This is a genomic window from Enterococcus sp. DIV1328a (assembly GCF_050536905.1).
GTDB lineage: Bacteria > Bacillota > Bacilli > Lactobacillales > Enterococcaceae > Enterococcus > Enterococcus faecalis.
Map to the genome: position 1 here is coordinate 835,001 of NZ_CP172912.1, position 22,916 is coordinate 857,916.

23 protein-coding genes and 2 riboswitches (1 of these 25 cut by a window edge) are annotated in these 22,916 nt (G+C 36.7%); of the genes, 16 read left to right on the plus strand and 7 right to left on the minus strand.

Annotated features, from left to right (window positions below):
• From IGL93_RS04100 to IGL93_RS04110, 3 genes are all read right to left on the minus strand, one after another.
• Window positions 1-51, minus strand: the start of a protein-coding gene (locus tag IGL93_RS04100; protein ID WP_002401593.1) for a hypothetical protein. Its footprint begins 210 nt before the window's first position; only the first 51 of its 261 coding nucleotides appear in the window; it begins with the start codon at window positions 49-51; its stop codon lies off the left edge, out of view.
• Window positions 52-115: 64 nt separating this feature from the next.
• Window positions 116-283: riboswitch (M-box (ykoK) riboswitch) on the minus strand.
• A gap of 62 nt (window positions 284-345) precedes the next feature.
• Window positions 346-1,125, minus strand: a complete 780-nt coding sequence (locus IGL93_RS04105; RefSeq protein WP_002360638.1) for an ABC transporter ATP-binding protein — start codon at window positions 1,123-1,125, stop codon at window positions 346-348.
• Between the two features lie 88 nt (window positions 1,126-1,213).
• The gene (locus IGL93_RS04110) at window positions 1,214-2,986 is read right to left on the minus strand and encodes an ABC transporter permease subunit (protein WP_016617487.1); all 1,773 of its coding nucleotides are present in this window, start codon (window positions 2,984-2,986) and stop codon (window positions 1,214-1,216) included.
• A gap of 44 nt (window positions 2,987-3,030) precedes the next feature.
• Window positions 3,031-3,198: riboswitch (M-box (ykoK) riboswitch) on the minus strand.
• A 314-nt stretch (window positions 3,199-3,512) separates the two neighbouring features.
• Between IGL93_RS04110 and IGL93_RS04115 the strand changes: the two genes are divergently transcribed.
• From IGL93_RS04115 to IGL93_RS04125, 3 genes are all read left to right on the plus strand, one after another.
• On the plus strand, window positions 3,513-4,028 hold the full coding sequence (locus IGL93_RS04115) for an AAA family ATPase (RefSeq protein ID WP_025192665.1): 516 nt from the start codon (window positions 3,513-3,515) through the stop codon (window positions 4,026-4,028).
• A 268-nt stretch (window positions 4,029-4,296) separates the two neighbouring features.
• A complete protein-coding gene (locus IGL93_RS04120) occupies window positions 4,297-5,895 on the plus strand; it encodes an Nramp family divalent metal transporter (protein WP_002382010.1) in 1,599 nt (532 codons plus the stop codon).
• Window positions 5,895-6,320, plus strand: coding sequence for a universal stress protein (locus IGL93_RS04125; RefSeq protein ID WP_002358161.1), 426 nt, complete (start codon window positions 5,895-5,897; stop codon window positions 6,318-6,320). Before IGL93_RS04120 ends, IGL93_RS04125 begins: the two co-directional genes overlap by 1 nt.
• A gap of 54 nt (window positions 6,321-6,374) precedes the next feature.
• On the opposite strand, the gene IGL93_RS04130 is transcribed toward IGL93_RS04125, so the two are convergent.
• A complete protein-coding gene (locus tag IGL93_RS04130) occupies window positions 6,375-8,045 on the minus strand; it encodes a PucR family transcriptional regulator (RefSeq protein ID WP_010775710.1) in 1,671 nt (556 codons plus the stop codon).
• Between the two features lie 380 nt (window positions 8,046-8,425).
• Between IGL93_RS04130 and IGL93_RS04135 the strand changes: the two genes are divergently transcribed.
• The 5 genes from IGL93_RS04135 to IGL93_RS04155 all read left to right on the plus strand — a co-directional run bounded on the left by IGL93_RS04135 (window position 8,426) and on the right by IGL93_RS04155 (window position 13,764).
• Window positions 8,426-10,087 carry a peptide ABC transporter substrate-binding protein gene (locus IGL93_RS04135; RefSeq protein ID WP_010713552.1) on the plus strand — a complete coding sequence of 554 codons (1,662 nt, stop codon included), beginning with the start codon at window positions 8,426-8,428 and terminating at the stop codon, window positions 10,085-10,087.
• Window positions 10,088-11,338, plus strand: coding sequence for an amidohydrolase family protein (locus IGL93_RS04140; protein WP_016618214.1), 1,251 nt, complete (start codon window positions 10,088-10,090; stop codon window positions 11,336-11,338).
• Window positions 11,335-12,552 carry an amidohydrolase gene (locus IGL93_RS04145; RefSeq protein WP_010775711.1) on the plus strand — a complete coding sequence of 406 codons (1,218 nt, stop codon included), beginning with the start codon at window positions 11,335-11,337 and terminating at the stop codon, window positions 12,550-12,552. Before IGL93_RS04140 ends, IGL93_RS04145 begins: the two co-directional genes overlap by 4 nt.
• Window positions 12,553-12,786: 234 nt before the next feature.
• A complete protein-coding gene (locus IGL93_RS04150; RefSeq protein ID WP_002365470.1) occupies window positions 12,787-13,266 on the plus strand; it encodes a GAF domain-containing protein in 480 nt (159 codons plus the stop codon).
• 66 nt (window positions 13,267-13,332) lie between these two features.
• The gene (locus IGL93_RS04155) at window positions 13,333-13,764 is read left to right on the plus strand and encodes a VOC family protein (protein ID WP_002382065.1); all 432 of its coding nucleotides are present in this window, start codon (window positions 13,333-13,335) and stop codon (window positions 13,762-13,764) included.
• Between the two features lie 45 nt (window positions 13,765-13,809).
• Here IGL93_RS04155 and IGL93_RS04160 read toward each other — a convergent pair whose 3' ends face one another.
• The 3 genes from IGL93_RS04160 to galM all read right to left on the minus strand — a co-directional run bounded on the left by IGL93_RS04160 (window position 13,810) and on the right by galM (window position 15,850).
• The gene (locus IGL93_RS04160) at window positions 13,810-14,448 is read right to left on the minus strand and encodes a sugar O-acetyltransferase (RefSeq protein ID WP_010775712.1); all 639 of its coding nucleotides are present in this window, start codon (window positions 14,446-14,448) and stop codon (window positions 13,810-13,812) included.
• A 120-nt stretch (window positions 14,449-14,568) separates the two neighbouring features.
• Window positions 14,569-14,715 carry a hypothetical protein gene (locus IGL93_RS04165; protein ID WP_002384758.1) on the minus strand — a complete coding sequence of 49 codons (147 nt, stop codon included), beginning with the start codon at window positions 14,713-14,715 and terminating at the stop codon, window positions 14,569-14,571.
• Between the two features lie 130 nt (window positions 14,716-14,845).
• A complete protein-coding gene (gene galM / locus IGL93_RS04170; protein ID WP_025192666.1) occupies window positions 14,846-15,850 on the minus strand; it encodes a galactose-1-epimerase in 1,005 nt (334 codons plus the stop codon).
• A 252-nt stretch (window positions 15,851-16,102) separates the two neighbouring features.
• Between galM and IGL93_RS04175 the strand changes: the two genes are divergently transcribed.
• From IGL93_RS04175 to IGL93_RS04210, 8 genes are all read left to right on the plus strand, one after another.
• Window positions 16,103-17,266, plus strand: coding sequence for a galactokinase (locus IGL93_RS04175; protein WP_010775714.1), 1,164 nt, complete (start codon window positions 16,103-16,105; stop codon window positions 17,264-17,266).
• 15 nt (window positions 17,267-17,281) lie between these two features.
• Window positions 17,282-18,271 carry a UDP-glucose 4-epimerase GalE gene (galE, locus tag IGL93_RS04180; protein ID WP_002361578.1) on the plus strand — a complete coding sequence of 330 codons (990 nt, stop codon included), beginning with the start codon at window positions 17,282-17,284 and terminating at the stop codon, window positions 18,269-18,271.
• A 14-nt stretch (window positions 18,272-18,285) separates the two neighbouring features.
• Window positions 18,286-19,776: a UDP-glucose--hexose-1-phosphate uridylyltransferase gene (gene galT / locus IGL93_RS04185; RefSeq protein ID WP_025192667.1), complete on the plus strand. Its 1,491-nt coding sequence runs from the start codon at window positions 18,286-18,288 to the stop codon at window positions 19,774-19,776.
• Window positions 19,777-19,782: 6 nt separating this feature from the next.
• Window positions 19,783-20,787 (plus strand): LacI family DNA-binding transcriptional regulator, encoded by a 1,005-nt coding sequence (locus tag IGL93_RS04190; protein ID WP_010713545.1) that lies wholly within the window; start codon window positions 19,783-19,785, stop codon window positions 20,785-20,787.
• Between the two features lie 9 nt (window positions 20,788-20,796).
• Window positions 20,797-21,363 (plus strand): kinase, encoded by a 567-nt coding sequence (locus IGL93_RS04195; RefSeq protein ID WP_025192668.1) that lies wholly within the window; start codon window positions 20,797-20,799, stop codon window positions 21,361-21,363.
• Window positions 21,364-21,390: 27 nt separating this feature from the next.
• Window positions 21,391-21,690: a hypothetical protein gene (locus tag IGL93_RS04200; RefSeq protein WP_025186579.1), complete on the plus strand. Its 300-nt coding sequence runs from the start codon at window positions 21,391-21,393 to the stop codon at window positions 21,688-21,690.
• A 66-nt stretch (window positions 21,691-21,756) separates the two neighbouring features.
• Window positions 21,757-22,269, plus strand: coding sequence for a GNAT family N-acetyltransferase (locus IGL93_RS04205; protein ID WP_002384748.1), 513 nt, complete (start codon window positions 21,757-21,759; stop codon window positions 22,267-22,269).
• Between the two features lie 48 nt (window positions 22,270-22,317).
• Window positions 22,318-22,758, plus strand: a complete 441-nt coding sequence (locus tag IGL93_RS04210) for a GNAT family N-acetyltransferase (RefSeq protein WP_002388826.1) — start codon at window positions 22,318-22,320, stop codon at window positions 22,756-22,758.
• Window positions 22,759-22,916: the final 158 nt, after the last annotated feature.

Genomic DNA, 22,916 nt, shown 5'->3' on the forward strand with positions numbered 1-22,916 from the left:
TTGAACTGTGATGATTGCAACAGTTCCAATGATTGCTAACATAGTAGTCATACTTTCACTCCTCTCTTAATTTTAAATAAAAGTACTTAACTGATTAACTAGAGACTAAAAAGATACATCAACATGAACGTTGAGCTTTAGCACTATACAACGTAAAGATCACTCTTAGCTATTTTGAGAAAAGCCTTCTCCTCGACCAGTCTTGTTCTACTCATTGGTGTCTCTCGACATTTCTGAGCAATAGCCTATGTTTGTATAGGAGCCTCACCTAACTTATTACAAAGAAATAATAGTCTTTTAAGTAACTCTTTGTCAAGACATAAGCAGAAGTCAAAACAGTTCTATTTACAAATGAATGCGACGAACCATTTCTTCTGTTATTTGTTCTACAATATCAATGGTTGTTTTTGGCGAACGTTGATTTCTGGGGATATCGATTGAGTAAATTTTGGCAATACGACCAGGATTTGCATCCATTAATACAACCCGATCAGAAAGTTGGACTGCTTGTTGAACGTCATGCGTGATCATTACAATTGATTTAGTCGCAATTTGATTGTTTAGCCAAATTTCTAATAAATCGTTAGATAATTGGCTGGCTGTAATGATATCTAAAGCTGAAAAAGGTTCGTCTAAGAGCAATAAGCTAGGTTCGATGGCTAAAGCACGAGCAAAGCCTACACGCTGTTTCATTCCACCAGATAACTCTCTGGGATATGCTTTTTCAAAACCAGTTAAACCAATCATTTCAATGAGATTACTGACTCTTTTATTTATTTGTTCACGGGAAATTTCTTTACGGTTTTCTAAGCCAAAGCTGATATTTTTTTCAACTGTCAACCAAGGAAAAAGGGCAAAATGTTGAAAAACCATGCCGATATTGGCATCAGGCTCATTAATGATTTTATCTTCAAAAGTAATTTCACCTCTAGTTGTACGAAGAAGTCCAGCGATACTTCTGAGCAACGTTGATTTTCCTGTTCCTGATTGTCCGATAATACTTAAAAATTCATTCGTTTTAACCGTTAAATCAATATTTTCAAGGACTTTTAAATGTTCTGAATGTCCTTCAATTTCAAATTCTTTATATACTGATTTTATGCTTAATAATTCTTTATTTTCCATCGTCTTATTAGATAGGCAAAGGGAAATCACCTATCGTTCTCCTCTCTAGTTTATCTTAAAAATTTAGTCGAGTTGAGTCGTCCAGCTATTAATAGTGAAATTTTTGTTTTGCTGCTCGATATAAAGGCTGCCAAACAAAGGCGATACATAAACCAACAACGAAACACATCGCTAAGGTTCCTAAGGCAGATTTATCTTTTACGCCATCGTTTGCCGCAATATATTGTCCTAGGCCAGTAACATCTATTGATTTTTTTCCCCATTGAATGCTTTCTGCTGCGATATCAGCGTTCCAAGCAGCACCAGCAGCGTTAATAATTGCTGTAATGAGGTAAGGTAAAATAGAAGGGATCAAAAATTTTGTCCACCATTGCCATTTAGATAATTTAAAAAGTTTGGTTACGTCACGAATATCATCAGGGATGGCTAAGTAGCCAGCAATTACATTAAAGAAAAAATACCATTGGCAACCAACCATGATGAGTGGTAGAATCCACCATTCTAATTTGTTGAAGCCCATACTAATAATCAACACAATGAATGGAGTATAAACATTTGACGGAATGGAGCCTAAAATTTGTCCAATCGGTTGAACGATACTTAAGCGCCGATTATCATTCGCAACCCAGATTGCTAAGGGAGTAAAGATAATGCCAGCAACGACCATGGCCAAGGTAACCCGTAGTGTAGTATAAAGGGTTAATCTAGGAATCATGCTGAAATCTTGATGGGGCAAGAAATGATAGAGCTTAATAGAACAATAAACCCCAATAATGGTTAAGCTGACATACCATAATGTTTTGAAGAAATGGCGTAATTTTGCTAGTAATCGATAGAGATAGTCTAGCTTGAAAAAGTACCAAACTTTTGGTAAATCGTAAATCCAAAAATGACTGAATTTCACAAAAGCTTTTGAAAAGTATTTCGTTAAAGTTGCTTTTTTTAATAAATGATAAATGATGGATTTAGGTGGCGTCGTACTTTCGACATCTGTTTCATATTTAAAATAATAAGTGGCTCGAACTAAAGGTTGAAAAACTAAAAAGTTTAAAATCACCACATTGATTAATAAGGCAAAAACAGCCCATAAACAGGATTTAAAGTCGGCTCGATTTAATGCTACTTGGATATAAGAACCAATTCCTGGTAAATAAAGGTTGGTTTCTTTAGGAAAGGCAACAGAAGCTTGCTCGCTGGCCACCAAGGCAAACCAAGCCGCAGTTTGAGAAATAATAACGTTCCAAAGTAAGCCAGGAATTGAGTAAACAAATTCAAGACGCCAAAATTTTTCCCAAGCATTGTACTTAAACTGATCGGTCACATTGACTAGATCTGAAGGAATAACTTCCATTATTTGATAAAGAGTCAACATGATGTTCCAAGCTTGACCTGTGAAGATGGCAAAAATAGCAACCGCTTCTGCGCCCATCACATTTCCTGGAAATAAACCAAGTAACCAAGCAGTTGTAAAGGTCAAAAAGCCTAGTAATGGAACGGATTCAAGGAAATTAACTAATGGTAAAATGACTCTTCGTGCCGTTTTATATTTTACGGCTAAAATACCAAAAACAAAGGAAAACAGGAAGGACCAAGCCATCCCCACAATCATTCGAAACATGGTTCGAATTGAAAAGTAAAAAAGATTTGATGGAGATAAGAAATCATCTGTTTTACTTGGTTTTGCGAGGAATTCTTCTGAGGGAAGGGTGTGAAGAGGGCGATTCATTTTTAGCCAAGAGAAGACGATGATAAAAATGAAAATGCCTAAAATGATGAGCAAGGTAAGATTCCCGATACTTTTAGCAAGTAGGGTATTTTTCTTAGATGATGCAGTGACAGCTTTCAATTTAAAAACCTCCAATTAATCATATTAAAGAGGTCGCCGAATAAAAGAAGAAGATTATAGGGTAATCACAATAATTGAGCTTTGGCTTTCTGAGACGTAAGAAAAAAATTCTAGTTATCTTAGGAAAGCCTTAATTCGACAATCCCTGCTTTACTCGTTACTGTCTCTCGACATTTCCGAGCGATAACCTGTGTTCTTCAGAGTAACCTCACCTAATATGATTCTATTTGATTTACATGCTTATCATACTCGTGACTAAAAATAAAACAATTTCTAGCTGGTTATACCTGAATTACTGTTTGTTGTTATTCTATTCAATGATTCTTAAAAAGATTGCCCACATTCTGTTTTTTTAGGGAGAAATTATCAGATGAGTATGTTATGTAACCCGAGGTTAATAGCGTAGGATGTTGTATTTTTAGTTTGTCTCGTTTACTGTTAAAGATGTAAGTAGTAACTATAAGTGAATGGCTAAAAAAATTAAAAGTAATCTAGCACCTAAATTAAACAACAAAGAAATTTGTTCAGAAGAAAGGAAATTATGATGATTATTTGGTTAAACGGTGCGTTTGGAGCCGGAAAAACGACCATTGCACATGAGTTACAACAAAAACTTCCCAATGCAATCATTTATGATCCAGAAATTATTGGTAGTGCATTGATGGAGCTAGTTCCCGAAGAAATGAAAGAAAATGATTTTCAAGAGTATCAGGAATGGCGTTGCTGGAATGCTCATTTATTAAAACGAATGTCCAAAGAGTCTGGACGGCCGATTATTGTTCCAATGACCCTTTATAAAAATGAATATGAAGAAGAGCTGATTGGATATCTGAGACGAGCAGGCATTGACGTTTATCATTTTTTGTTAGCGGTCGAGAAAGAAGAAATTTTACAGAGATTATTGAAAAGAAATGATGGAACTTTTGAATGGGGGAAAAATAAGTTGCCCGAAGTACTTGAAGGTTTTCGTCAGATTCAGTTTACCGAGATTTTTAGAAATCATTCAGCTGACACGACAGAAATTGTAGCAACCATTCTTAATATAATAACCGAATAAAAATAAAATAAGGGACCTAAGCCGAAATGACTTAGGTCTCTTATTTTCTACTTCTTAAGATAATCAACTACCAGCTACCCTGATTTCTTCAAACTTTAAGACCGCACATTTACGACAATCTATTTTTACACTGTCAAAATTTTCTTTCAAGTCTTGCATTTTGTTATTTTTAGCAGTATATTTTAGGTGTACCTAAAATATATTAGAGGTTAACCATCTAATGGGAAGGGCCTTTTAAAATTATTGCAAAACGAAAGAAGGAATTGAATTGAAAAATTCAGAAGAACATGAACCAAAGCAAAGACATCATTTGATTGAATATGCAAATGGTCCTTCGCTTGAAGAAATTAATGGCACCATCGACGTGCCTAAAAATATGAGTTTTTGGAAAACGTTATTTGCTTACTCAGGTCCAGGAGCATTGGTAGCAGTGGGGTATATGGATCCAGGAAACTGGTCTACTTCAATTACTGGGGGACAAAATTTTCAATATTTATTGATGTCGATTATTTTAATTTCCAGTTTGATTGCAATGTTGCTCCAATATATGGCTGCTAAATTAGGCATTGTTTCACAGATGGATTTAGCACAAGCGATTCGTGCTAGAACTAGTAAGACGTTAGGTATTGTATTATGGATTTTAACAGAGTTAGCAATTATGGCTACAGATATCGCTGAAGTTATCGGGGGCGCAATTGCCTTATATTTATTATTTCATATTCCTTTAGGTCTGGCTGTCTTCATTACGGTATTTGATGTTTTACTCTTGTTGTTATTGACAAAAATTGGTTTTAGAAAAATTGAAGCTATTGTTGTTGCTTTAATTGTTGTTATTTTTGTGATTTTTGCTTATCAAGTGGCATTGTCAAATCCAGTATGGGGAGATGTAATTAAAGGGCTGGTTCCTAGCGCAGAAGCTTTTTCTACATCACATGCGGTGAATGGGCAAACGCCACTGACAGGTGCATTGGGGATTATTGGTGCAACAGTGATGCCTCATAATTTGTATTTACATTCTTCTGTTGTACAAAGTCGTAAAATTGATCGTAAAGATAAAACCGATATTCAACGCGCTTTACGCTTTTCAACTTGGGATTCTAATATTCAATTAACGATGGCATTTTTTGTTAACTCTTTGTTATTGATTATGGGTGTGGCCGTTTTTAAATCCGGCAGTGTCAAAGATCCTTCATTCTTTGGTTTGTTTGATGCTTTATCAAATCCAGCGGTTATGAGTAATTCTATTTTAGCGCATATTGCAGGTTCTGGAATTTTATCAATTTTATTTGCGGTAGCCTTATTGGCATCAGGACAAAATTCAACAATTACAGGAACCTTAACTGGTCAAATTATTATGGAAGGGTTTATTCATATGCGCGTACCAATTTGGTTACGTCGGATGGTCACACGTTTGTTATCTGTTATTCCTGTCTTAATCTGTGTTTTAATGACCAGCGGGAAAAGTACAGTGGAAGAGCATATCGCGATTAATAATTTAATGAACAATTCACAAGTTTTTCTAGCATTTGCTTTGCCATTTTCGATGTTGCCTTTACTGATGTTTACAGATAGCCGTGTTGAAATGGGTGAACATTTTAAAAACTCGTGGTTAATTAAATTGTTAGGCTGGGTTTCTGTCATTGGCTTAATTTACCTCAATATGAAAGGCTTACCTGATCAAATTGAAGGATTTTTCGGTGATAATCCGACAGCGAGTCAAATTACGTTAGCCGATAATATTGCCTATGTCATCATAGCACTCGTCATCCTCTTGTTAGTTTGGACGGTTGTGGAATTATATAAAGGCGATAAACGATACGCACAGCAGCTTGCAGCTATGGAGCAACAAGTAGAGGAGGTTAAATAATGAAATTTTCAAAAATTATGGTTGGTGTTGAAGAGTCGCCAGATGCGTTAAAAGCATTTCATTATGCTATCCAAAAAGCAAAAGAAGAACAAGCTGAATTGGTTATTGTTTCGATTTTAGAAGAGAAAGAGATTAATGTTTACCAATCGTTAGATAAAAATTATTGGCAAGAACAGTTGGCGAAATTAGAGAAACAAACGGAAAAATATCAACAAGAAGCGTTAGCGAATGGCATCGATAAAGTAAGTGTAATTGTCAATGAAGGAAATCCAGGGGAATTAATTATTAATAAGCTTATTCCTTTGAATAAACCAGATTTGTTAATTATTGGCTCCAAGTCAACTAGCAAATTAAAAAGCTTTTTTGGTAGCCAAGCAGCTTATATGGCTCGATATGCCCCAATTTCTGTAATGATTATTCGCTAACAAAATTGAAACAGTTAAAAAAGCCGCCACGATTTACTATTCGTGGTGGCCTTTTTATAGTAATTTTTGTTTATATAAATAAACAGCCAAACTTAGTTGTAGCGAACTATCAGGAAATTCTAAAGTTAAGTGAAGAATCTCTTCTATTTTTTTTAAGCGGTAAATAATTGTATTACGATGTACATACATATTTGTGGCAGTCAACGAAATATTTTTATTCGATTGAAAGTAGGTGTTGATGGTTTCTAGTAGGGAACTTTCATGTTTTTGATCTTCTTTTTCTAATGGTTCAATCAATCGTTGATATATTTTTTGTTTGGCTTGTTTGGTCAGGGTTTCGATCATTAAACGATAAAAAAAGAGGTCGTCATAATTCAAAATAGTTCGTTGTTGTAATTCTTGACTTGCTTGTGCTAAGTGGAATGTTTCTTGTGCTAATTTATAAGAATCACACAGATTGGTGATTTTCTTGACAGTTGGACCAATCGCTAATTTAAATGATAATTTTGGATTCAGTTTCATTAGTTGCTCTAGTAAATTCTTGGCAAGATGAGTGGTTTGTGCAAGGTAGGTGGCCTCCTCTTGTGCTGGATTTTCTAGTAATAAAATAAAGCCAGTTTGTGTAGGAAAGGCAGTAATTTTTTGTCGATATCCTTCTAAAATATGATTCAATTGATGGCCAATGCTATTCATTTGAATAGTCGGATTAAACAGTTGTTCCAATTGTTCAATGGCTACAAGCAAGAGACTAAATGTGTCTTTATCATTTAATTGCAGATAATTACTAAATTCTTGCCAAGCTTGAGGATTGGTATTTTTTTCTTGGATAAGGTCTTGAAACAGCGCCCCAATCTTTTGCCTCGTTGTTAAATTTTCCGAAGATTCTAATTGAAGTTGTGGTAAAAGGTAGTGAGCACAGACCTCTACAGATAATAAATCAATCGTCTGTAATTTTTTGGTAGTTTGCCAAATCACTAAGTAAGATAAGCTGAGATTTTTCTTTTTGATGGGTAAAATTCGCAAAGATAACTGATGGTTCGCTAAGGAAAATTCAACAGTCAATGGTTCTTTATAAAATAATAGGAGCTCATTGTTCTGGGCTTTTAAAGCTGTCTCAAACTGTTTTTTGAGAGTCGCGTTGTTTAAAATACTTGTGATTCTTGTTGGCGCATCAGGTAAATCAAAATGATTCATAATCTGAAAACGCTCGTCTAAAAGCATTACAGGCGCTTGAATCGCGGCACTTAATACTTCTAGTAATTGGGTACTTTTTCCGCCAGCTTTGATAATTGTATAAAATTTATTATGCATATGAACAGAATGTTGGCTAATCGTTTCGTCAGGTTGATTGACTCGGCGATTGACCAATGAAATAATTTGAGAAAAGTTGTAATTATAAGGGATTGAGAGAATTGGTAATCCGACGTCATTCGCTAATTGGATCATCTCTTGTGGAACTTCATTGAAATAGCGTTGGACTTTAAAGCCTAGAGCAGCGCAGTTCATATTTGCTAGTTCTTGAATAAGACGTTTTTGCAAGCAAGGCTGATCTTTGAAAATATAGCCGGTAGTTAATAAAATTTCTCCTGGCGTTAACCAGTCAAAAGCATCAGGATTTTCTAAAATATTTGCTTGTAGAATTGGCGCATCTAAATTGGTCTCGTGCGTCAATAAGGTTAAACCAGGTAGTTCTTCTGCATGGAGTAGATCATTGACCGTCATCATTAGCAAGGCCTCCTTTTGTATGAATTATCTAAAAATTAAGTGTATTTATTGTAAGATGTTACAAAACTATTTTAGGGAAAATAAGGTATCCTTATACTAATAGAAAAAAGTTCCAAGTCATCACGTGATTGGTAGTCACAAGTGACCAAATAAGAACAATCAGCGCTTACAACCTATAGAAACGCATTGTTTAAAGATATAGCAATAGTATACTTAATTTTTAATGCTTTTACTATTGTTTCAGCTACTTTAAATTTCTCAAGTATTTCTATAATCTGTAAGTTTTTTGAGACTCTTATCAGATATGCTTCTTTTTCTATATTTTATCAGAAAATTCTGGTAACTTTGAAGGTTATAGTTTGTAAAATGGAGGGATCGGTATGAAGAAATTAAAAATGTTAGGATGCGTCGGTTTGCTTTTAGCTTTAACTGCTTGTCAGACGGGAACGGGAAACTCGGCTGATAGTAACAAAGCAGCGGAACAAAAAATTGCAATTAGTTCTGAAGCGGCTATTTCGACAATGGAACCACACACAGCGGGGGATACGACCTCGACTTTAGTCATGAATCAAGTTTATGAAGGACTCTATGTTTTAGGTAAAGAAGATGAATTAGAGTTGGGGGTCGCTGCCGAAGAACCAGCGATTTCTGAAGATGAAACCGTTTATACATTTAAGATTAGAGAAGATGCCAAATGGTCGAATGATGATCCAGTAACAGCAAATGACTTTGTTTATGCATGGCAACAAGTTGCTTCCCCTAAATCAGGATCGATTCATCAAGCTTTATTTTTTGATGTCATTAAAAATGCTAAGGAAATTGCTTTAGAAGGCGCAGATGTGAATACTCTTGGGGTTAAGGCGCTAGATGATAAAACGTTAGAAATAACTTTAGAACGGCCCACCCCTTATTTGAAATCTTTGCTTTCGTTTCCTGTTTTGTTTCCACAAAATGAAAAATATATCAAAGAACAAGGGGATAAATATGCCACTGATGCAGAACATTTGATTTATAATGGTCCTTTTAAATTGAAAGAATGGGATAATGCCTCTTCCGATGACTGGACCTACGAAAAAAATGATACGTATTGGGATGCTGAAAAAGTTAAATTAACAGAAGCGAAAGTTTCAGTAATTAAGAGCCCAACGACAGCGGTGAATTTGTTTGACTCGAATGAATTGGATGTAGTGAATAAGCTAAGTGGTGAATTTATTCCTGGTTATGTTGATAATCCAGCCTTTCTTTCAATTCCTCAATTCGTCACATACTTTTTAAAAATGAACAGCGTTCGTGATGGAAAAGAAAATCCGGCTTTAGCGAACAACAATATTCGTAAAGCGTTGGCACAAGCTTTTGATAAAGAAAGTTTTGTAAAAGAAGTCTTGCAAGATCAATCAACGGCTACAGATCAAGTAATTCCTCCGGGACAAACGATTGCGCCAGATGGAACAGATTTCACAAAACTAGCTGCTAAGAAAAATAACTACTTAACCTACGATACAGCGAAAGCAAAAGAATTCTGGGAAAAAGGGAAAAAAGAAATTGGGCTGGATAAAATCAAATTAGAATTTTTAACAGATGATACAGACAGCGCCAAAAAAGCTGCTGAGTTTTTCCAATTTCAATTGGAAGAAAATCTAGATGGATTAGAAGTGAATGTTACTCAAGTTCCTTTTACTATTCGTGTTGATCGTGATCAAACGAGAGACTATGATTTAGAATTATCTGGTTGGGGAACCGATTATCGTGATCCATTAACAGTTATGCGCATCTTTACTTCGGATAGTACCTTGGGCGGCGTAACGTTCAAGAGTGATACGTATGATCAATTAATTCAAGAAACTAGAACAACACATGCGGCTGATCAAGAGGCTCGTTTAAATGACTTTGCTCAAGCACAAGATATTTTGGTGAATCAGGAAACGGTTTTAGCACCAATCTACAATCGAAGCATTTCTGTATTAGCTAATCAAAAAATCAAGGATCTGTATTGGCATTCATTTGGACCTACGTACAGTTTAAAATGGGCTTATGTTAACTAATTGAATGAAGGTAGGAAGGGGTTTGTCATGCTTTTAAAAAACTGTAAATTAGAAACAGGATTTTCTACTGTGAATCAGCGAATTGTTGCGACAGAAACAGCTAGCTATGATATTCGAATTGAAAACGAGGTCTGTACTGCGGTCGCACCGCAGTTAAGGCCTTTAGAGAGCGAAACAGTTATCGATGTGAATCAGCAACTCGTTTTACCTGCTCTAAGAGAAATGCATATTCATATTGATAAAACGTATTTTGGGGGACCTTGGAAGGCCTGTCGTCCACTAACGAAAGGAATTTTAACACGTATTGAAGAAGAAACTTGGCTGTTACCTGAACAATTACCAACTAGTTTAGAACGTGCTTGCCAAGTTATTGAGCAGTATATTCAACAAGGCCATTATCATATTCGCAGTCATTGTAATGTAGATCCATCTATTGGAACGAAACATATTGAAATCACTAAAGAAGCATTTAGTCGATATGAACAATACATTACTCATGAAATTGTGGCTTTTCCTCAACACGGATTACTCCGCTCACAAGTCGAACCTTTGATGCGCGAAGCCTTACGCATGGGGGCAACTCATGTCGGCGGCGTTGATCCAGCCCTTGTGGATCGTCATGTGGATCATTCAATCGCAAAAATATTTGAACTAGCTACCACATTTAATAAAAAAATTGATGTTCATTTACACGCCCGTGATACTTTGGGACTTTATGAATTTAATAAATTTGTTGATTATACAGAACAAGCAAAGATGTTTGGCAAAGTTACTTTAAGTCATGCTTTAGCTTTGGGGAGCTTAGAAGAAGCAGCAATTAGAGACATTGCGCAAAAATTCATCGAAACAGGGATTGATTTGACTTCGACTGTACCGATTGGAATGCCTACCATGCCGATTCCAACCTTGGTTGAACAAGGTGTTAAGATCTCCGTGGCTCATGACAGTTTGACGGATCATTGGTCGCCTTTTGGCAGTGGCAATACAATAGAAAAATTAAATACAGCCGCTCAAAGATTTAAAATTAGCGATGAGTATCGCTTGAATCGTTTATGGGGCTTAGCGAGTAATTTTGTAACGCCTCTTGATCCTAACGGGCAGCGAGTTTGGCCTAACGTCGGCGATTCTGCAGATTTCCTACTATTTAATGCTGAGAGCACTGCTCACGTGATTGCACGCCAACAGCCAATCCAACAACTGATACTAAAAGGACAACTGGTTGAAGCCGTTCAAAAGGGGGAAAGAGAATGACAGCATCCATTGTTTATTTGAATAATGTTCGTTTAGAAACTGGTTTTGCTAAAGACCACCACGAATTAACGTATACTAAAACCGCACGCTATACTTTAGCGATTCAAGAAGGCAAAATCCAAGCGATTATTCCGCAAAATCAAGTCACTGAAAAGCAACAAGGCACTGATTTAAACGGACAACTGGCTATTCCCGCTTTTCAAGAGAGCCATAATCACTTAGATAAAACCTACCTTTCATTAGGCTGGCGTGCTAGCCAACCTGTTAAGAATTTAAAAGAGCGTTTAGCAGACGAAGCCAGTGAACTTAAATTGTTAGCGCCGTCAACAGAACAACGAGCGACGGCCATGATTGAAAAATTGATTGGGTATGGAACCTCTTATATTCGGACACATGTCAACATTGATCCTTATGTAGAACTAGAAAACTTCTGGGGCGTCAAAAGAGCCTTAGAAAAATATGCGCATGTGATTGATTATGATATTGTTGTCTTTCCACAGCATGGATTATTAAAAAATCCCCAAACGGTTTTACTCATGAGAGAAGCCCTAAAAAATGGTGGAACAATGGTTGGTGGTTTAGATCCTGCAGGCATTGATTATGCAATTGAAGAATCTTTAGAAACTATTTTCGATCTGGCAGAAGAATTTCAAGTAGGAATCGATATCCACTTGCATGATACGGGGGAAGTTGGCGTTTATACAATTGATAAATTTTTAGACATTTTGGAAGAACGAAAATTTACTCAGCGAACCGCTATCAGTCACGCCTTTGCGCTGCTAGATGTACGACCAGCAGAAAAAGAAAAACTATACCAACGCTTGGCAACGCATCAAACGGCGATTATGTCTACAATTCCCTATGATCCTCGTTATTTATTGCCACCAATTGATGTGTTACGCCAAGCTGGTGTATCGGTTCATTTAGGTAGTGATGGCTTTTTTGACTCTTGGAGTTCTAATGTTTCAGGTGATTTATTTGAAAAATTACGTAATTTTTGTGAAATGACAGGAAAGATTACAGAAGAGCAACTTACTCAAGCTTACGTCCATGGCTGTGGCAAAGAAGCACCTTTTTCATTTGAAGAAGAACGTCTTTGGTTTACAGAAGGCGACGAAGCAAACTTTATCTTTACAGAAGCAGCTTCTACAGCAGAAGTGATTGCTAGAAAACCACAGAAACGCCAGATTATGTTGAAAGGACAATGGGTTTAACTTGCTTTAAAATTAGGTAGAAATAGAATGCTAAAAAGCCAAACAGAGGAAACAGGGTTCAGCTCTGAGCAACGCATAGTGTCAGTCCTGCGGTTACTCGTCACAGTTTAATGCGTATAAAGTGCTTCTGCTCACAACGTGGATCAGCGTTTCAAGTTTGTTTGACTCACTTTAACATAGCACTTTTGCGTATCTTCCTTTATAATAAGACAAAATGAAGGAGATGAACCAAGCATGACTGAACAAACGAGAGAAAACAAAAAAGCAGCCTACGAATTGTGCTTACAACAATTGAGCGGTTTGTTAGAAATAGAAACGGATGCTATTGCAAATTTAGCAAACTCGTCCGCGTTACTTGCACAAACGTTACCAGACACCGTTTTTGCTGGGTATTATTTATATAAAAATGAAGAATTAGTTTTGGGGCCTTTTCAAGGGAAAGTCTCTTGTACCAGAATTAAAATGGGCAAAGGTGTTTGTGGTGAGTCCGCGGAAAAACAAGCTACATTGATTGTTGATAACGTGAAGACACACGCCAATTATATTTCTTGTGACTCAGCTGCGATGTCTGAAATCGTTGTACCGATGGTAAAAAATCATCAATTGGTCGGTGTTTTAGATATTGATAGTGGTGTAACAAATAGCTATGATGCGGTTGACCAACTGTATTTGGAAAAATTTGTTACCTTGTTACTAGAAAAATCAGATTTTTAAGCAGACTATTTTTGCTTTCTGACAAATCATGAGAAAATAAAGTATAAAATTTGATCATGAAAGAAGGTGAGTCATTTGTTAGAGCTGTATATAAATTTTAAAGGTGAAGCAAAAGAAGCAATTGCGTTCTATGAAGATGTTTTTGATACAAAATGTCAAAATTTAATGACTTTTGGCGAAGCACCTGAAGATCCTGAGCATCCTATAAACGACGAGATAAAGGATTTAGTGATGAACGCAAGTATCATTATTGAAGGAACCTATGTAATGATTTCAGATGTTCCTGATATGTTTGGTTTTGAAGTTACGGAAGGAAATAACCTTTCGCTCGTGGTTAGCACAGATGATGATGAAAAAATTGATCGCTTATTTAAACGATTATCTGAAGGTGGCACTGTTACAATGCCATTATCTGAAACTTTTTGGTCCAAAAAGTATGGTTCCCTAAAAGATCAGTTTGGCATCCATTGGATGTTTAATTATTATGAAGAAGATTAAAATAAAAAATCCCCAATCCGTTATTTTCATTGGATTGGGGATTTTTTATTCATGAAAGAATTGCTTCTTAGCGATTTGATACTGCCGTTGCTTTTCTGTCCAAAATTGCTGATCGTTTTCATCAATTTTGCGAATGACTTTTGCTGGATTACCCCCAACAATCGTGTTGGCAGGAACGTCTTTTGTAACCACAGCACCAGCAGCGACAATAGCATTTTTTCCAATTGTAACGCCAGGTAAAATGGTGGCACTTCCGCCAATCCACACGTTATCTTCAACAATAATTGGCGTCCCGAATTCTAATTCTGTAGTTCGAATCGTTGGATCAATTGGATGGCCGGCAGTATAAAAACTAGCACGAGGGCCAACCATGACATTATCACCGAAGATGATTTTGTTTACATCTAAAAAAATGCAATCCATATTTGCATAAAAATTTTCTCCTACCTCAATATGGCGACCGTAATCTACATAGAGGGGTGGGGTGATATATAACTCATTGCCAGTTTTTCCTAATAATTCTTTTTCTAGGGCCACAATTTCTTTCACGTTATCGATAGGAAGTTGATTGATTTTTTGAGCTAACACCTTGCCTTTTGTTGATTTATTTTCGGGTAAAATGGTGGGGGCGTAATATAATTCACCTTTTAACATTTGCATATAATCAAAGTCATTTTGTTTCATGTAAGCGCTCCTTTAGGCTTTTTCTCTATTGTATCAAATCAACACAATAAGTCGAGGAATATGTAAAATAAAAAAGGATAGATAGCAAAATAGCCTTGCTTATCTATCCTTTACCTAAGGTTATCCAATTTTTTTAACTCTCCCGCCAATTTTATCTGCTAATTTTTGTGCTTCTTTTTCAGAGTGGTAAACTAAACAACCTGATTTATCTCGCGTACGTTTACCATCTGCAGTTAAATAGCCATGAAAAAATTTGATTGCATACATAGACATCACCGCCTTTCTAATTGAAAATAGTGTAAATGGAGCGATTAAAAATGTCAAATAATAGAAGTGCTCTTAACCATTCTTATCTTTTTTAGTTCGAAGATAAGCTTGGTTAAGAGCACCATTTCACTTAATAAATTAGTTTGAAACGGGTCGTTGAGTGAAATTCCTGTTCAGGTGAGAGGGTGATAGAACCGAACAACGGAAATCTTTCAGCACCAGGACAGACTTGGGTTTCAAATGTGAGCGCTCCGTGATTGACTAATTTTTGCCCTTGAATATCGGGACCGTTATCAGCAAAATTTGCTGAAAAAATAACAACTGAAGGTTGATCAGTGAACATCTCTAAGGTGATATCTTTAGTAGGACTTTTTAAGATAACATCTGGGTTAATTAAATCATGATTGGTTAAGATGAAAGGGTGATCGAAGCCGTTCATCTTTTGAATTTGTTCATCGGTACTTGAAAAAACCTCAGCTAATTTTTTAGGTTTTTGTAAATCAAAAGCTGTCTGGTCGACGGAAGCTAATTCTCCAAGCGGTAAAACTCTTTCATCAAGCGGGACAAACTTTTGGGCATTTATTTGTAACTCATGCGCATCAATGGGGATTGCAGGATTTCCAGTTAAATTAAAGTAGACATGATTGGTTGGATTAAAAAGTGTTTGTTCATCTGTAGTTGCCTGATACTCAATTTGCCATTCATTTTCTTCAGTCAATGTATACGTGACTGAAACAGTGAGATTTCCAGGAAAACCATTTTCACCAGCAGGACTCTCTAGCCAAAATTTCACAGAAGGATTCGCTTGTGCCTCTTGGATTTCGCTGTGCCATTTTTTACTTTCAAACCCAGGTGTGCCACCGTGAAGTGTTGTTTGAGTAGGAGTATTAATCATCGTTTGATACGTTTTACCCGCTAGTTCAAAGGAGCCATCGGCAATTCGGCCAGCTGTTCGACCAATTGTTGCACCAAAATATAAGTCTTTAGACAAATATTCATCTGCTGAGGGAAAGCCTAGCACGAGTGATCGGGATTCATTTTTTGTAAGAGGAACGTCGAGCGCAACAATTCGCGCACCAAAATCTGTTGCTTTTAAAGTCACACCATTTTTATTCGTCAGTGTGTAAAGAAGCATTCCTTGTCCAAATGATTCAGTTGAAATAGTCAAAATAATCAATCCTTCCTTTAAGTAAATATTTAGTAAATTTAACTTTGTTGTTTAGATTATTTAAATAGTCAAAAAGAAACGCTAAGAAAATAAATCTTTATTTAATTGTATTGTACACGTTTTCAATCAAAATGACAATCAAGAAAATGTTAAGTAAATATTTGCAAAAGTTTAGTAAATATTATACAATTTGTTTACTAGTGAAAGGAGCGATTAGTGATGGAAGAACTGTTAATGAATCGATTTGTAGAAATATTTGGTGAGAAAGGGACAGCCTGTTATTTTGCCCCTGGAAGAATTAATTTGATTGGTGAACATACAGATTACAATGGCGGTCATGTTTTCCCAGCGGCTATTACTTTAGGGACATTTGGTGTGGCAAGAAAAAGAGACGACCAAAAAATTCGAATGTTTTCTGATAATTTTAAAGAGGTTGGTCTCATCGAATTTTCATTAGAAGATTTAACCTATTCAGATTCAGATGATTGGGCAAATTATCCGAAAGGCGTTTTAAATTACTTGATTGAAAGCGGACACAATATTGATTCTGGCTTAGATGTGCTCTTCTACGGTACGATTCCTAATGGTGCTGGCTTGTCTTCTTCTGCTTCTATTGAACTTTTAATGGGGACGATCTGTAATGATTTATATGCTTTACACTGTCCAATGCTTGAGTTGGTGCAAATCGGTAAAAAAGTGGAGAATGAATTTATTGGCGTTAATTCGGGAATTATGGACCAATTTGCCGTAGGAATGGGAGAAAAAGATCAAGCTATTCTACTAGATACCAATAATATGCACTATGAAATGGTTCCCGCCAAATTAGGTGAGTATACGATTGTCATTATGAATACTAACAAACGCCGTGAATTAGCAGATTCAAAATATAATGAACGTCGTGCAGAATGCGAAGAAGCCGTTCGTTTGCTTCAAAAAGAGTTATCTATTGAATTTTTAGGTGAATTAGACAGCGAGACATTTGACCAATATCAAGCATTGATTGGAGATCCAACGTTGATTAAACGAGCGCGTCATGCCGTCACAGAAAATGAACGAACTTTATTGGCAAAACAAGCGCTAACTGAAGGGGATTTGGAAGAATTTGGCTTATTATTAAATGCCTCACATCGTTCGCTAAAAGAAGATTACGAAGTAACTGGCATTGAGTTGGATACCTTAGTGGCTTGTGCGCAAGAACAACCAGGCGTTTTGGGCGCACGGATGACTGGTGCAGGGTTTGGCGGTTGTAGTATTGCTTTGGTACCAAAGCAAAATATAGATGCATTTATTGAAGCTGTTGGCCAGAGTTATCAAGATAAAATTGGCTATGCTGCTGATTTTTATCCTGCATCAATTGATGACGGTGCCAGAAAGTTATTTTAGAAAGGAAGGCTTTAAATGTCTATTTTAGTATTAGGTGGCGCAGGCTACATCGGCTCACATGCCGTCGATCAATTAATTTCAAAAGGATATGCCGTTGTGGTTGTTGATAATTTATTAACGGGGCATCGTTCAGCAGTTCATGAACAAGCGACTTTCTATGAAGGCGATATTCGTGATAAAGCTTTTTTACGTAGTGTCTTTGAAAAGGAATCAATTGAAGGGGTGTTGCACTTTGCGGCCAATTCTTTAGTAGGAGAATCCGTGGAGAAACCGTTAATGTATTTCAATAACAATGTTCACGGCACTCAAATTGCCTTGGAAGTCATGCAAGAATTCGGAGTGAAACACATTGTTTTTTCTTCCACAGCGGCCACTTATGGCGAACCAAAAGCAATGCCTATTACAGAAGAAACCCCAACGAATCCTAAAAATCCGTATGGGGAAAGTAAATTAATGATGGAAAAAATCATGAAATGGTGCGACAACGCTTATGGAATGAAATATGTTGCTTTGCGTTATTTTAATGTTGCAGGAGCAAAAAAAGATGCCTCAATTGGTGAGGATCACACGCCAGAAACGCATATTGTGCCAATTATTTTACAAGTGGCATTGGGCCAACGAGCAGAGCTAAGTATTTTTGGGGATGATTATGATACACCAGATGGCACGTGCATTCGAGATTATGTTTATATTGAAGACTTGATTGCAGCACATATTTTGGCTTTAGAATATTTGAAAAATGGCGGCGAAAGTGACGTCTTTAACTTGGGAAGCAACAACGGCTATTCTGTTAAAGAAATGTTAGATGCTGCTCGCGAAGTGACAGGTCAAGAAATTCCTGCGACAATCGCGCCACGCCGAGCAGGGGATCCTAGTACGTTAATTGCTTCTAGTGAAAAAGCCAAACGAGTTTTAGGCTGGCAACCAGAAGTAACTGAGGTCAAGGACATTATCGCCACCGCTTGGCAATGGCATGTGAAACATCCTCAAGGCTATAATGAATAGGAGAACATCAGATGATGAAAGAAAGTAGTAAATGGATTGCTGCATTTGTAGAGATAATCATAGAAAATGGCGATTGGACGGAAACAGACCGCTATTATTTGACGAATCGGATTGCCAAACTAGTTGGCTGTGATTTTTTTGAACAACCAGAAGCGGTTGCTTGTGAGCAAGAACCGTTGCGTGTGGTGGAACATCTTTTAAACATTGCACAAGCCAATCACCGAATCGATGACTCAATCACGGAAGCAGAACAACTAGAAGCGGAGTTAATGGATTTTATTACGCCGACCCCAACCATCATTAATCGGAAGTTTATGGATTATTATCAAGAGTCTCCACGAAAAGCAACGGATTATTTTTATCAGTTATGTAAAACGAATAACTACATTAAAACGAAAGCAATCGCCAAAAATATTATTTTCCCAATGGACTCACCCTATGGTAAACTAGAAATTACCATTAACTTATCGAAGCCAGAAAAGGATGCTCGAAAAATTTTGGCTGAAAAGAAAATGAGTCAAAAAAAATATCCAGCGTGTATGTTATGTATGGAGAATGAAGGCTATTATGGCCGTGTGAATTATCCAGCACGGACAAACCATCGGATTATCCGACTAAATTTAGAGGACGAAGCTTGGGGCTTTCAATATTCGCCATATGCTTACTATAATGAGCATGCGATTTTCTTGGACCAACAACATCGAGAAATGAAAATCGAGAAAAAAACGTTCCAGCGGCTCCTTAAAATTACGGAGTTATTCCCTGAATATTTTGTGGGCTCTAATGCAGATTTGCCAATTGTTGGTGGTTCTATTTTATCTCATGATCATTACCAAGCAGGACGTCATACATTTCCAATGGATTTAGCACCAATGGAAAAAAGATTTTCTTTGAAAAAATATCCTGAGATAACTGCGGGTATTTTAAAATGGCCGATGTCTGTGATTCGTCTTCAAAGTGATCGTCAAGAGGAACTAGTTGAGGCGGCCGAATTAATTTTGACCAAATGGCGCAATTATTCTGATGAACGAGTCTCAGTTCGGGCCTATTCAGAAGATGGTACACCGCATCATACGATTACGCCAATTGCTCGACGCAAAGGGTCATTATTTGAATTGGATTTAGTTTTACGAGATAATAATGTTTCGGAGGAATTTCCAGATGGCATTTTTCATCCACATCCAGAAGTACAACATATTAAGAAAGAAAATATTGGCTTAATTGAAGTAATGGGACTAGCTATTTTGCCACCAAGGCTGGCACAAGAATTAAAAGAAGTCGAAAAGTATTTATTAAAGCAACCCAATCAAATTGCTGAAAGTCATCGAGCTTGGGCGGATGAACTCAGTCAGCAAACCATCACTGAAGCCAATGTCAAAGAAGTGATCCAACAAGGAATTGGGACAATTTTTGTTCAAATTTTAACAGATGCCGGCGTCTTTAAACGTGATGAAGAAGGCCGTCGTGCTTTTGAACGATTTATTCAATGTATAGAAAATGATTAGTTTGAGGTGAGGAACATCGTAACCATTAAAGATATAGCAGAGCAAGTCGGTGTTTCTTCAGCGACAGTTTCGAGAGTTTTGAACTATGATGAAACATTATCAGTTAGTGATGAAACGAAGAAGAAAATATTTGAAACAGCAGAAACGTTAAATTATAAAAAGCGAGCCAGAAAAAAACAAGCAGGCAAAAAGAAAATTCGGTTTGTCCAATGGTTCAGTGATCCAGAAGAACTGGATGATATTTACTATTTATCGATTCGTTTAGGTGTTGAAAAGCGGGCAGAGGAATTGGGTTTTCTTTTAGTCAAAGAATCTCTGACAAACCTGTCTCAAAAAAGATTTGATGGGACAATTGCCCTAGGAAAATTTGATGAAAAGCAAGTGGCGGCCTTAGCCGCCTTAGGCGCACCTCTTCTATTTGTAGACTTTGATGCAATGGTTTTTGGCCAAAACTCCATTGTTGTTGATTTTACTGGAAGTGTTAAAACAATTGTGCAAGAATTTTTGGCGCAAGGGCATCAGAAAATTGGTATGCTTTCTGGGCAAGAATATACGAAAGAGTCCCACGTGGCATTGGTTGATCCACGTTTTGTCGCTTTTAAAGAAACCTTAAAAGATCTGGACCTTTATCATCAAGAATGGGTTGTCGAAGCAGCTTTTTCTGTTGAAGAAGGCTATCAAGCGATGAAAGACTTTATTGAAGAAGCGGACACTCGTCCAACCGCTTTTTTCGCTGCAAGTGATACATTGGCGATTGGTGCAATGCGGGCGTTACAAGAAGCAGCCATTCGTGTGCCAGAAGATATTTCTATCATTGGTTTTAATGATATTAGTGTCGCAAAATATGTTTCACCAACATTAACAACAGTTAAAGTTCATACTGAATGGATGGGTGAGCTAGCCGTTGAGACAATGAAAGAGTTATGCTTGAATACCCCACCAGTTCCTAGAAAAATTATTGTCGGAACGGAATTCATTCAGCGAGATTCAACGAAACATTCATCAAAATAACAGCAAAACTTGGAGAGTTTTTTCCAAGTTTTTTGCTCTTTTCTGCTGGTTTTCAACAATCAAGAAAATGGAGGGAAACAGATGCAACCGAAATTAATTATTTTACGTGGTAATTCTGGTAGTGGTAAAACAACGATAGCTAAAGCGCTTCATCAGTGTCTTAAAGAACAATCGTTATTGATTTCTCAAGATGTGGTGCGCAGAGAAATGCTTCGTGTTAAAGATGAAACAGGTAATCTAAGTATTGCTTTGTTAAAACAGTTGGTAGCTTTTGGTTATCAAGAATGCCAGTATGTGATTGTTGAAGGGATTTTTCAAAAAGCCATTTATCATTCCTTTTTCCAGGAAATAATCCATCTCTTTGAAGGAAATGTTCAGGTTTATTATTTTGATCTTTCTTTTGAAGAAACGGTGAAAAGACATAGCCAGAGAAACAAGAATCAAGAATTTGGTGTCGTGGAAATGAAACGTTGGTGGCTACCAGAAGATTATTTAGGGCTTGCGGGAGAACAGCGGTTATCTGAACAACTGTCTGAAAAGCAGATTATCAGGCAAATTTTAGCAGATATTCAGTAGTAAGTGCTGCGCTTTTTAGAGAAATGGATGTTGTGGTATGATAAAAAAGAAGGAGTGGTTTCAATGGATTACCAAGAACGATTAAAAAATTTACCACCTGAAGTCATGACAGCTTTTTCAGAATCATTTATTTTTTTAATCAGTAACGATAAAGTTCAACATTTTCCTGCACGAGACTTAACGCAAGCTGAAATGATTCAACGAGTGAAAGAGAAATTAGGTGAAACGGTGACGTGGTCCTTATGGCAAGGGTTCGTTATTGCTGTTAATTCAGAAGAAACATGTGTTGCTGTTTTGCCCAAATATCATCAACTCGATGGTTTTTGAAAATGAATAAGGGAGCGAAGAATTATTCGCTTCGTTTTATAAAATGAAAACGCTTTTCGGGAGGAAATGCTAATGTCTGAGCTAGTAGTTATTAGAGAAATGCAAGAGAAAGATATCTTAGCGCTGGATACTCAATTTGTCCAACAAGGTTGGCCAAGTCGCCAAGAGATTTTAATGAACTATTTAGAAGAACAATTAGTCAAGCAACGAACGGTTTTTGTAGCGGAGAAAAAGGCAACGCTGTTAGGGTATGTGACGTTACTGCCATTAGCTAAGGAAGGACCTTTTAAAAATTTATATCCTGAAATAGCTGATTTCAATGTATTCTTGCCATTTCAAAAACAAGGAGTGGGGCGGTTATTATTAAATCGTGCAGAAAATGTTGCCAAAAGTTATGCAGATACTGTTTCTTTGGGAGTAGGCCTGCATCCTGGTTATGGTGCAGCGCAAAGATTATATATCAAACAAGGATATGTGCCAGATGGTTCAGGAGTCTGGTTTCAAAATAAGCAGCTGAAACCAAACGAACGGTGTGTTAATGATGATGAGTTAGTTCTTTATTTATCGAAAAAACTATAGAGTAGCTAAAGTAATACTCTATAAATATCATTTAGGAGGTTGTTACCCTTGATTAGAAAAATGAAGCCAACAGATGCAGCGGCGTTAACTATCATTAATAAAGAACAATTGGGCTATGAAGTTCCCGTTGACGTGACCTGTAAACAGATTGAGAAATTACTACTAGCCAGTGACAGAGAGTTTTTATATGTTTATGAAGAAACGAAGACAGGCAAGATTTTAGGCTATGTGCATGCGCAACTGTATGAAACAATTTATTCCCAAACGTTATTGAACGTTCTGGGATTAGCAGTGGCAAAAGAAGCAGAAGGCCGTGGAATTGGCAAACAATTAATGATGAAACTAGAAACGGAAGCTAAAAAGTATAACTTGTCTGCGATTCGCTTAAATTCAGGGGAACAGCGTACAGCAGCACATCAATTTTATGAACACATTGGCTATGTTTCTGATAAAAAACAAAAGCGATTCATTAAATACTTGGATACTTAAGTTATGTCTTTAAAAAATAACAATTTCCTTTAAAAAAATAAGTAAAAACTAGTGAAATTTTCAGCGAATTAGTGTAAAATGTATCTCAATGACTCAACGAGTGTTTCAGCCGAAACACTGTCAAAGAAAGTACATACAAAGAAACAGAAATAGCCATT

What these genes read in the sequence shown, in the direction of transcription:
- IGL93_RS04105 (WP_002360638.1), bottom strand. Translation starts at nt 1,125, where the DNA reads ATGGAAAATAAAGAATTATTAAGCATAAAATCAGTATATAAAGAATTT.
- IGL93_RS04115 (WP_025192665.1), top strand. Translation starts at nt 3,513, where the DNA reads ATGATGATTATTTGGTTAAACGGTGCGTTTGGAGCCGGAAAAACGACC.
- IGL93_RS04125 (WP_002358161.1), top strand. Translation starts at nt 5,895, where the DNA reads ATGAAATTTTCAAAAATTATGGTTGGTGTTGAAGAGTCGCCAGATGCG.
- IGL93_RS04130 (WP_010775710.1), bottom strand. Translation starts at nt 8,045, where the DNA reads ATGATGACGGTCAATGATCTACTCCATGCAGAAGAACTACCTGGTTTA.
- IGL93_RS04135 (WP_010713552.1), top strand. Translation starts at nt 8,426, where the DNA reads ATGAAGAAATTAAAAATGTTAGGATGCGTCGGTTTGCTTTTAGCTTTA.
- IGL93_RS04145 (WP_010775711.1), top strand. Translation starts at nt 11,335, where the DNA reads ATGACAGCATCCATTGTTTATTTGAATAATGTTCGTTTAGAAACTGGT.
- IGL93_RS04150 (WP_002365470.1), top strand. Translation starts at nt 12,787, where the DNA reads ATGACTGAACAAACGAGAGAAAACAAAAAAGCAGCCTACGAATTGTGC.
- IGL93_RS04160 (WP_010775712.1), bottom strand. Translation starts at nt 14,448, where the DNA reads ATGAAACAAAATGACTTTGATTATATGCAAATGTTAAAAGGTGAATTA.
- IGL93_RS04165 (WP_002384758.1), bottom strand. Translation starts at nt 14,715, where the DNA reads ATGTATGCAATCAAATTTTTTCATGGCTATTTAACTGCAGATGGTAAA.
- galM (WP_025192666.1), bottom strand. Translation starts at nt 15,850, where the DNA reads ATGCTTCTTTACACACTGACGAATAAAAATGGTGTGACTTTAAAAGCA.
- IGL93_RS04175 (WP_010775714.1), top strand. Translation starts at nt 16,103, where the DNA reads ATGGAAGAACTGTTAATGAATCGATTTGTAGAAATATTTGGTGAGAAA.
- galE (WP_002361578.1), top strand. Translation starts at nt 17,282, where the DNA reads ATGTCTATTTTAGTATTAGGTGGCGCAGGCTACATCGGCTCACATGCC.
- galT (WP_025192667.1), top strand. Translation starts at nt 18,286, where the DNA reads ATGAAAGAAAGTAGTAAATGGATTGCTGCATTTGTAGAGATAATCATA.
- IGL93_RS04200 (WP_025186579.1), top strand. Translation starts at nt 21,391, where the DNA reads ATGTTGTGGTATGATAAAAAAGAAGGAGTGGTTTCAATGGATTACCAA.
- IGL93_RS04205 (WP_002384748.1), top strand. Translation starts at nt 21,757, where the DNA reads ATGCTAATGTCTGAGCTAGTAGTTATTAGAGAAATGCAAGAGAAAGAT.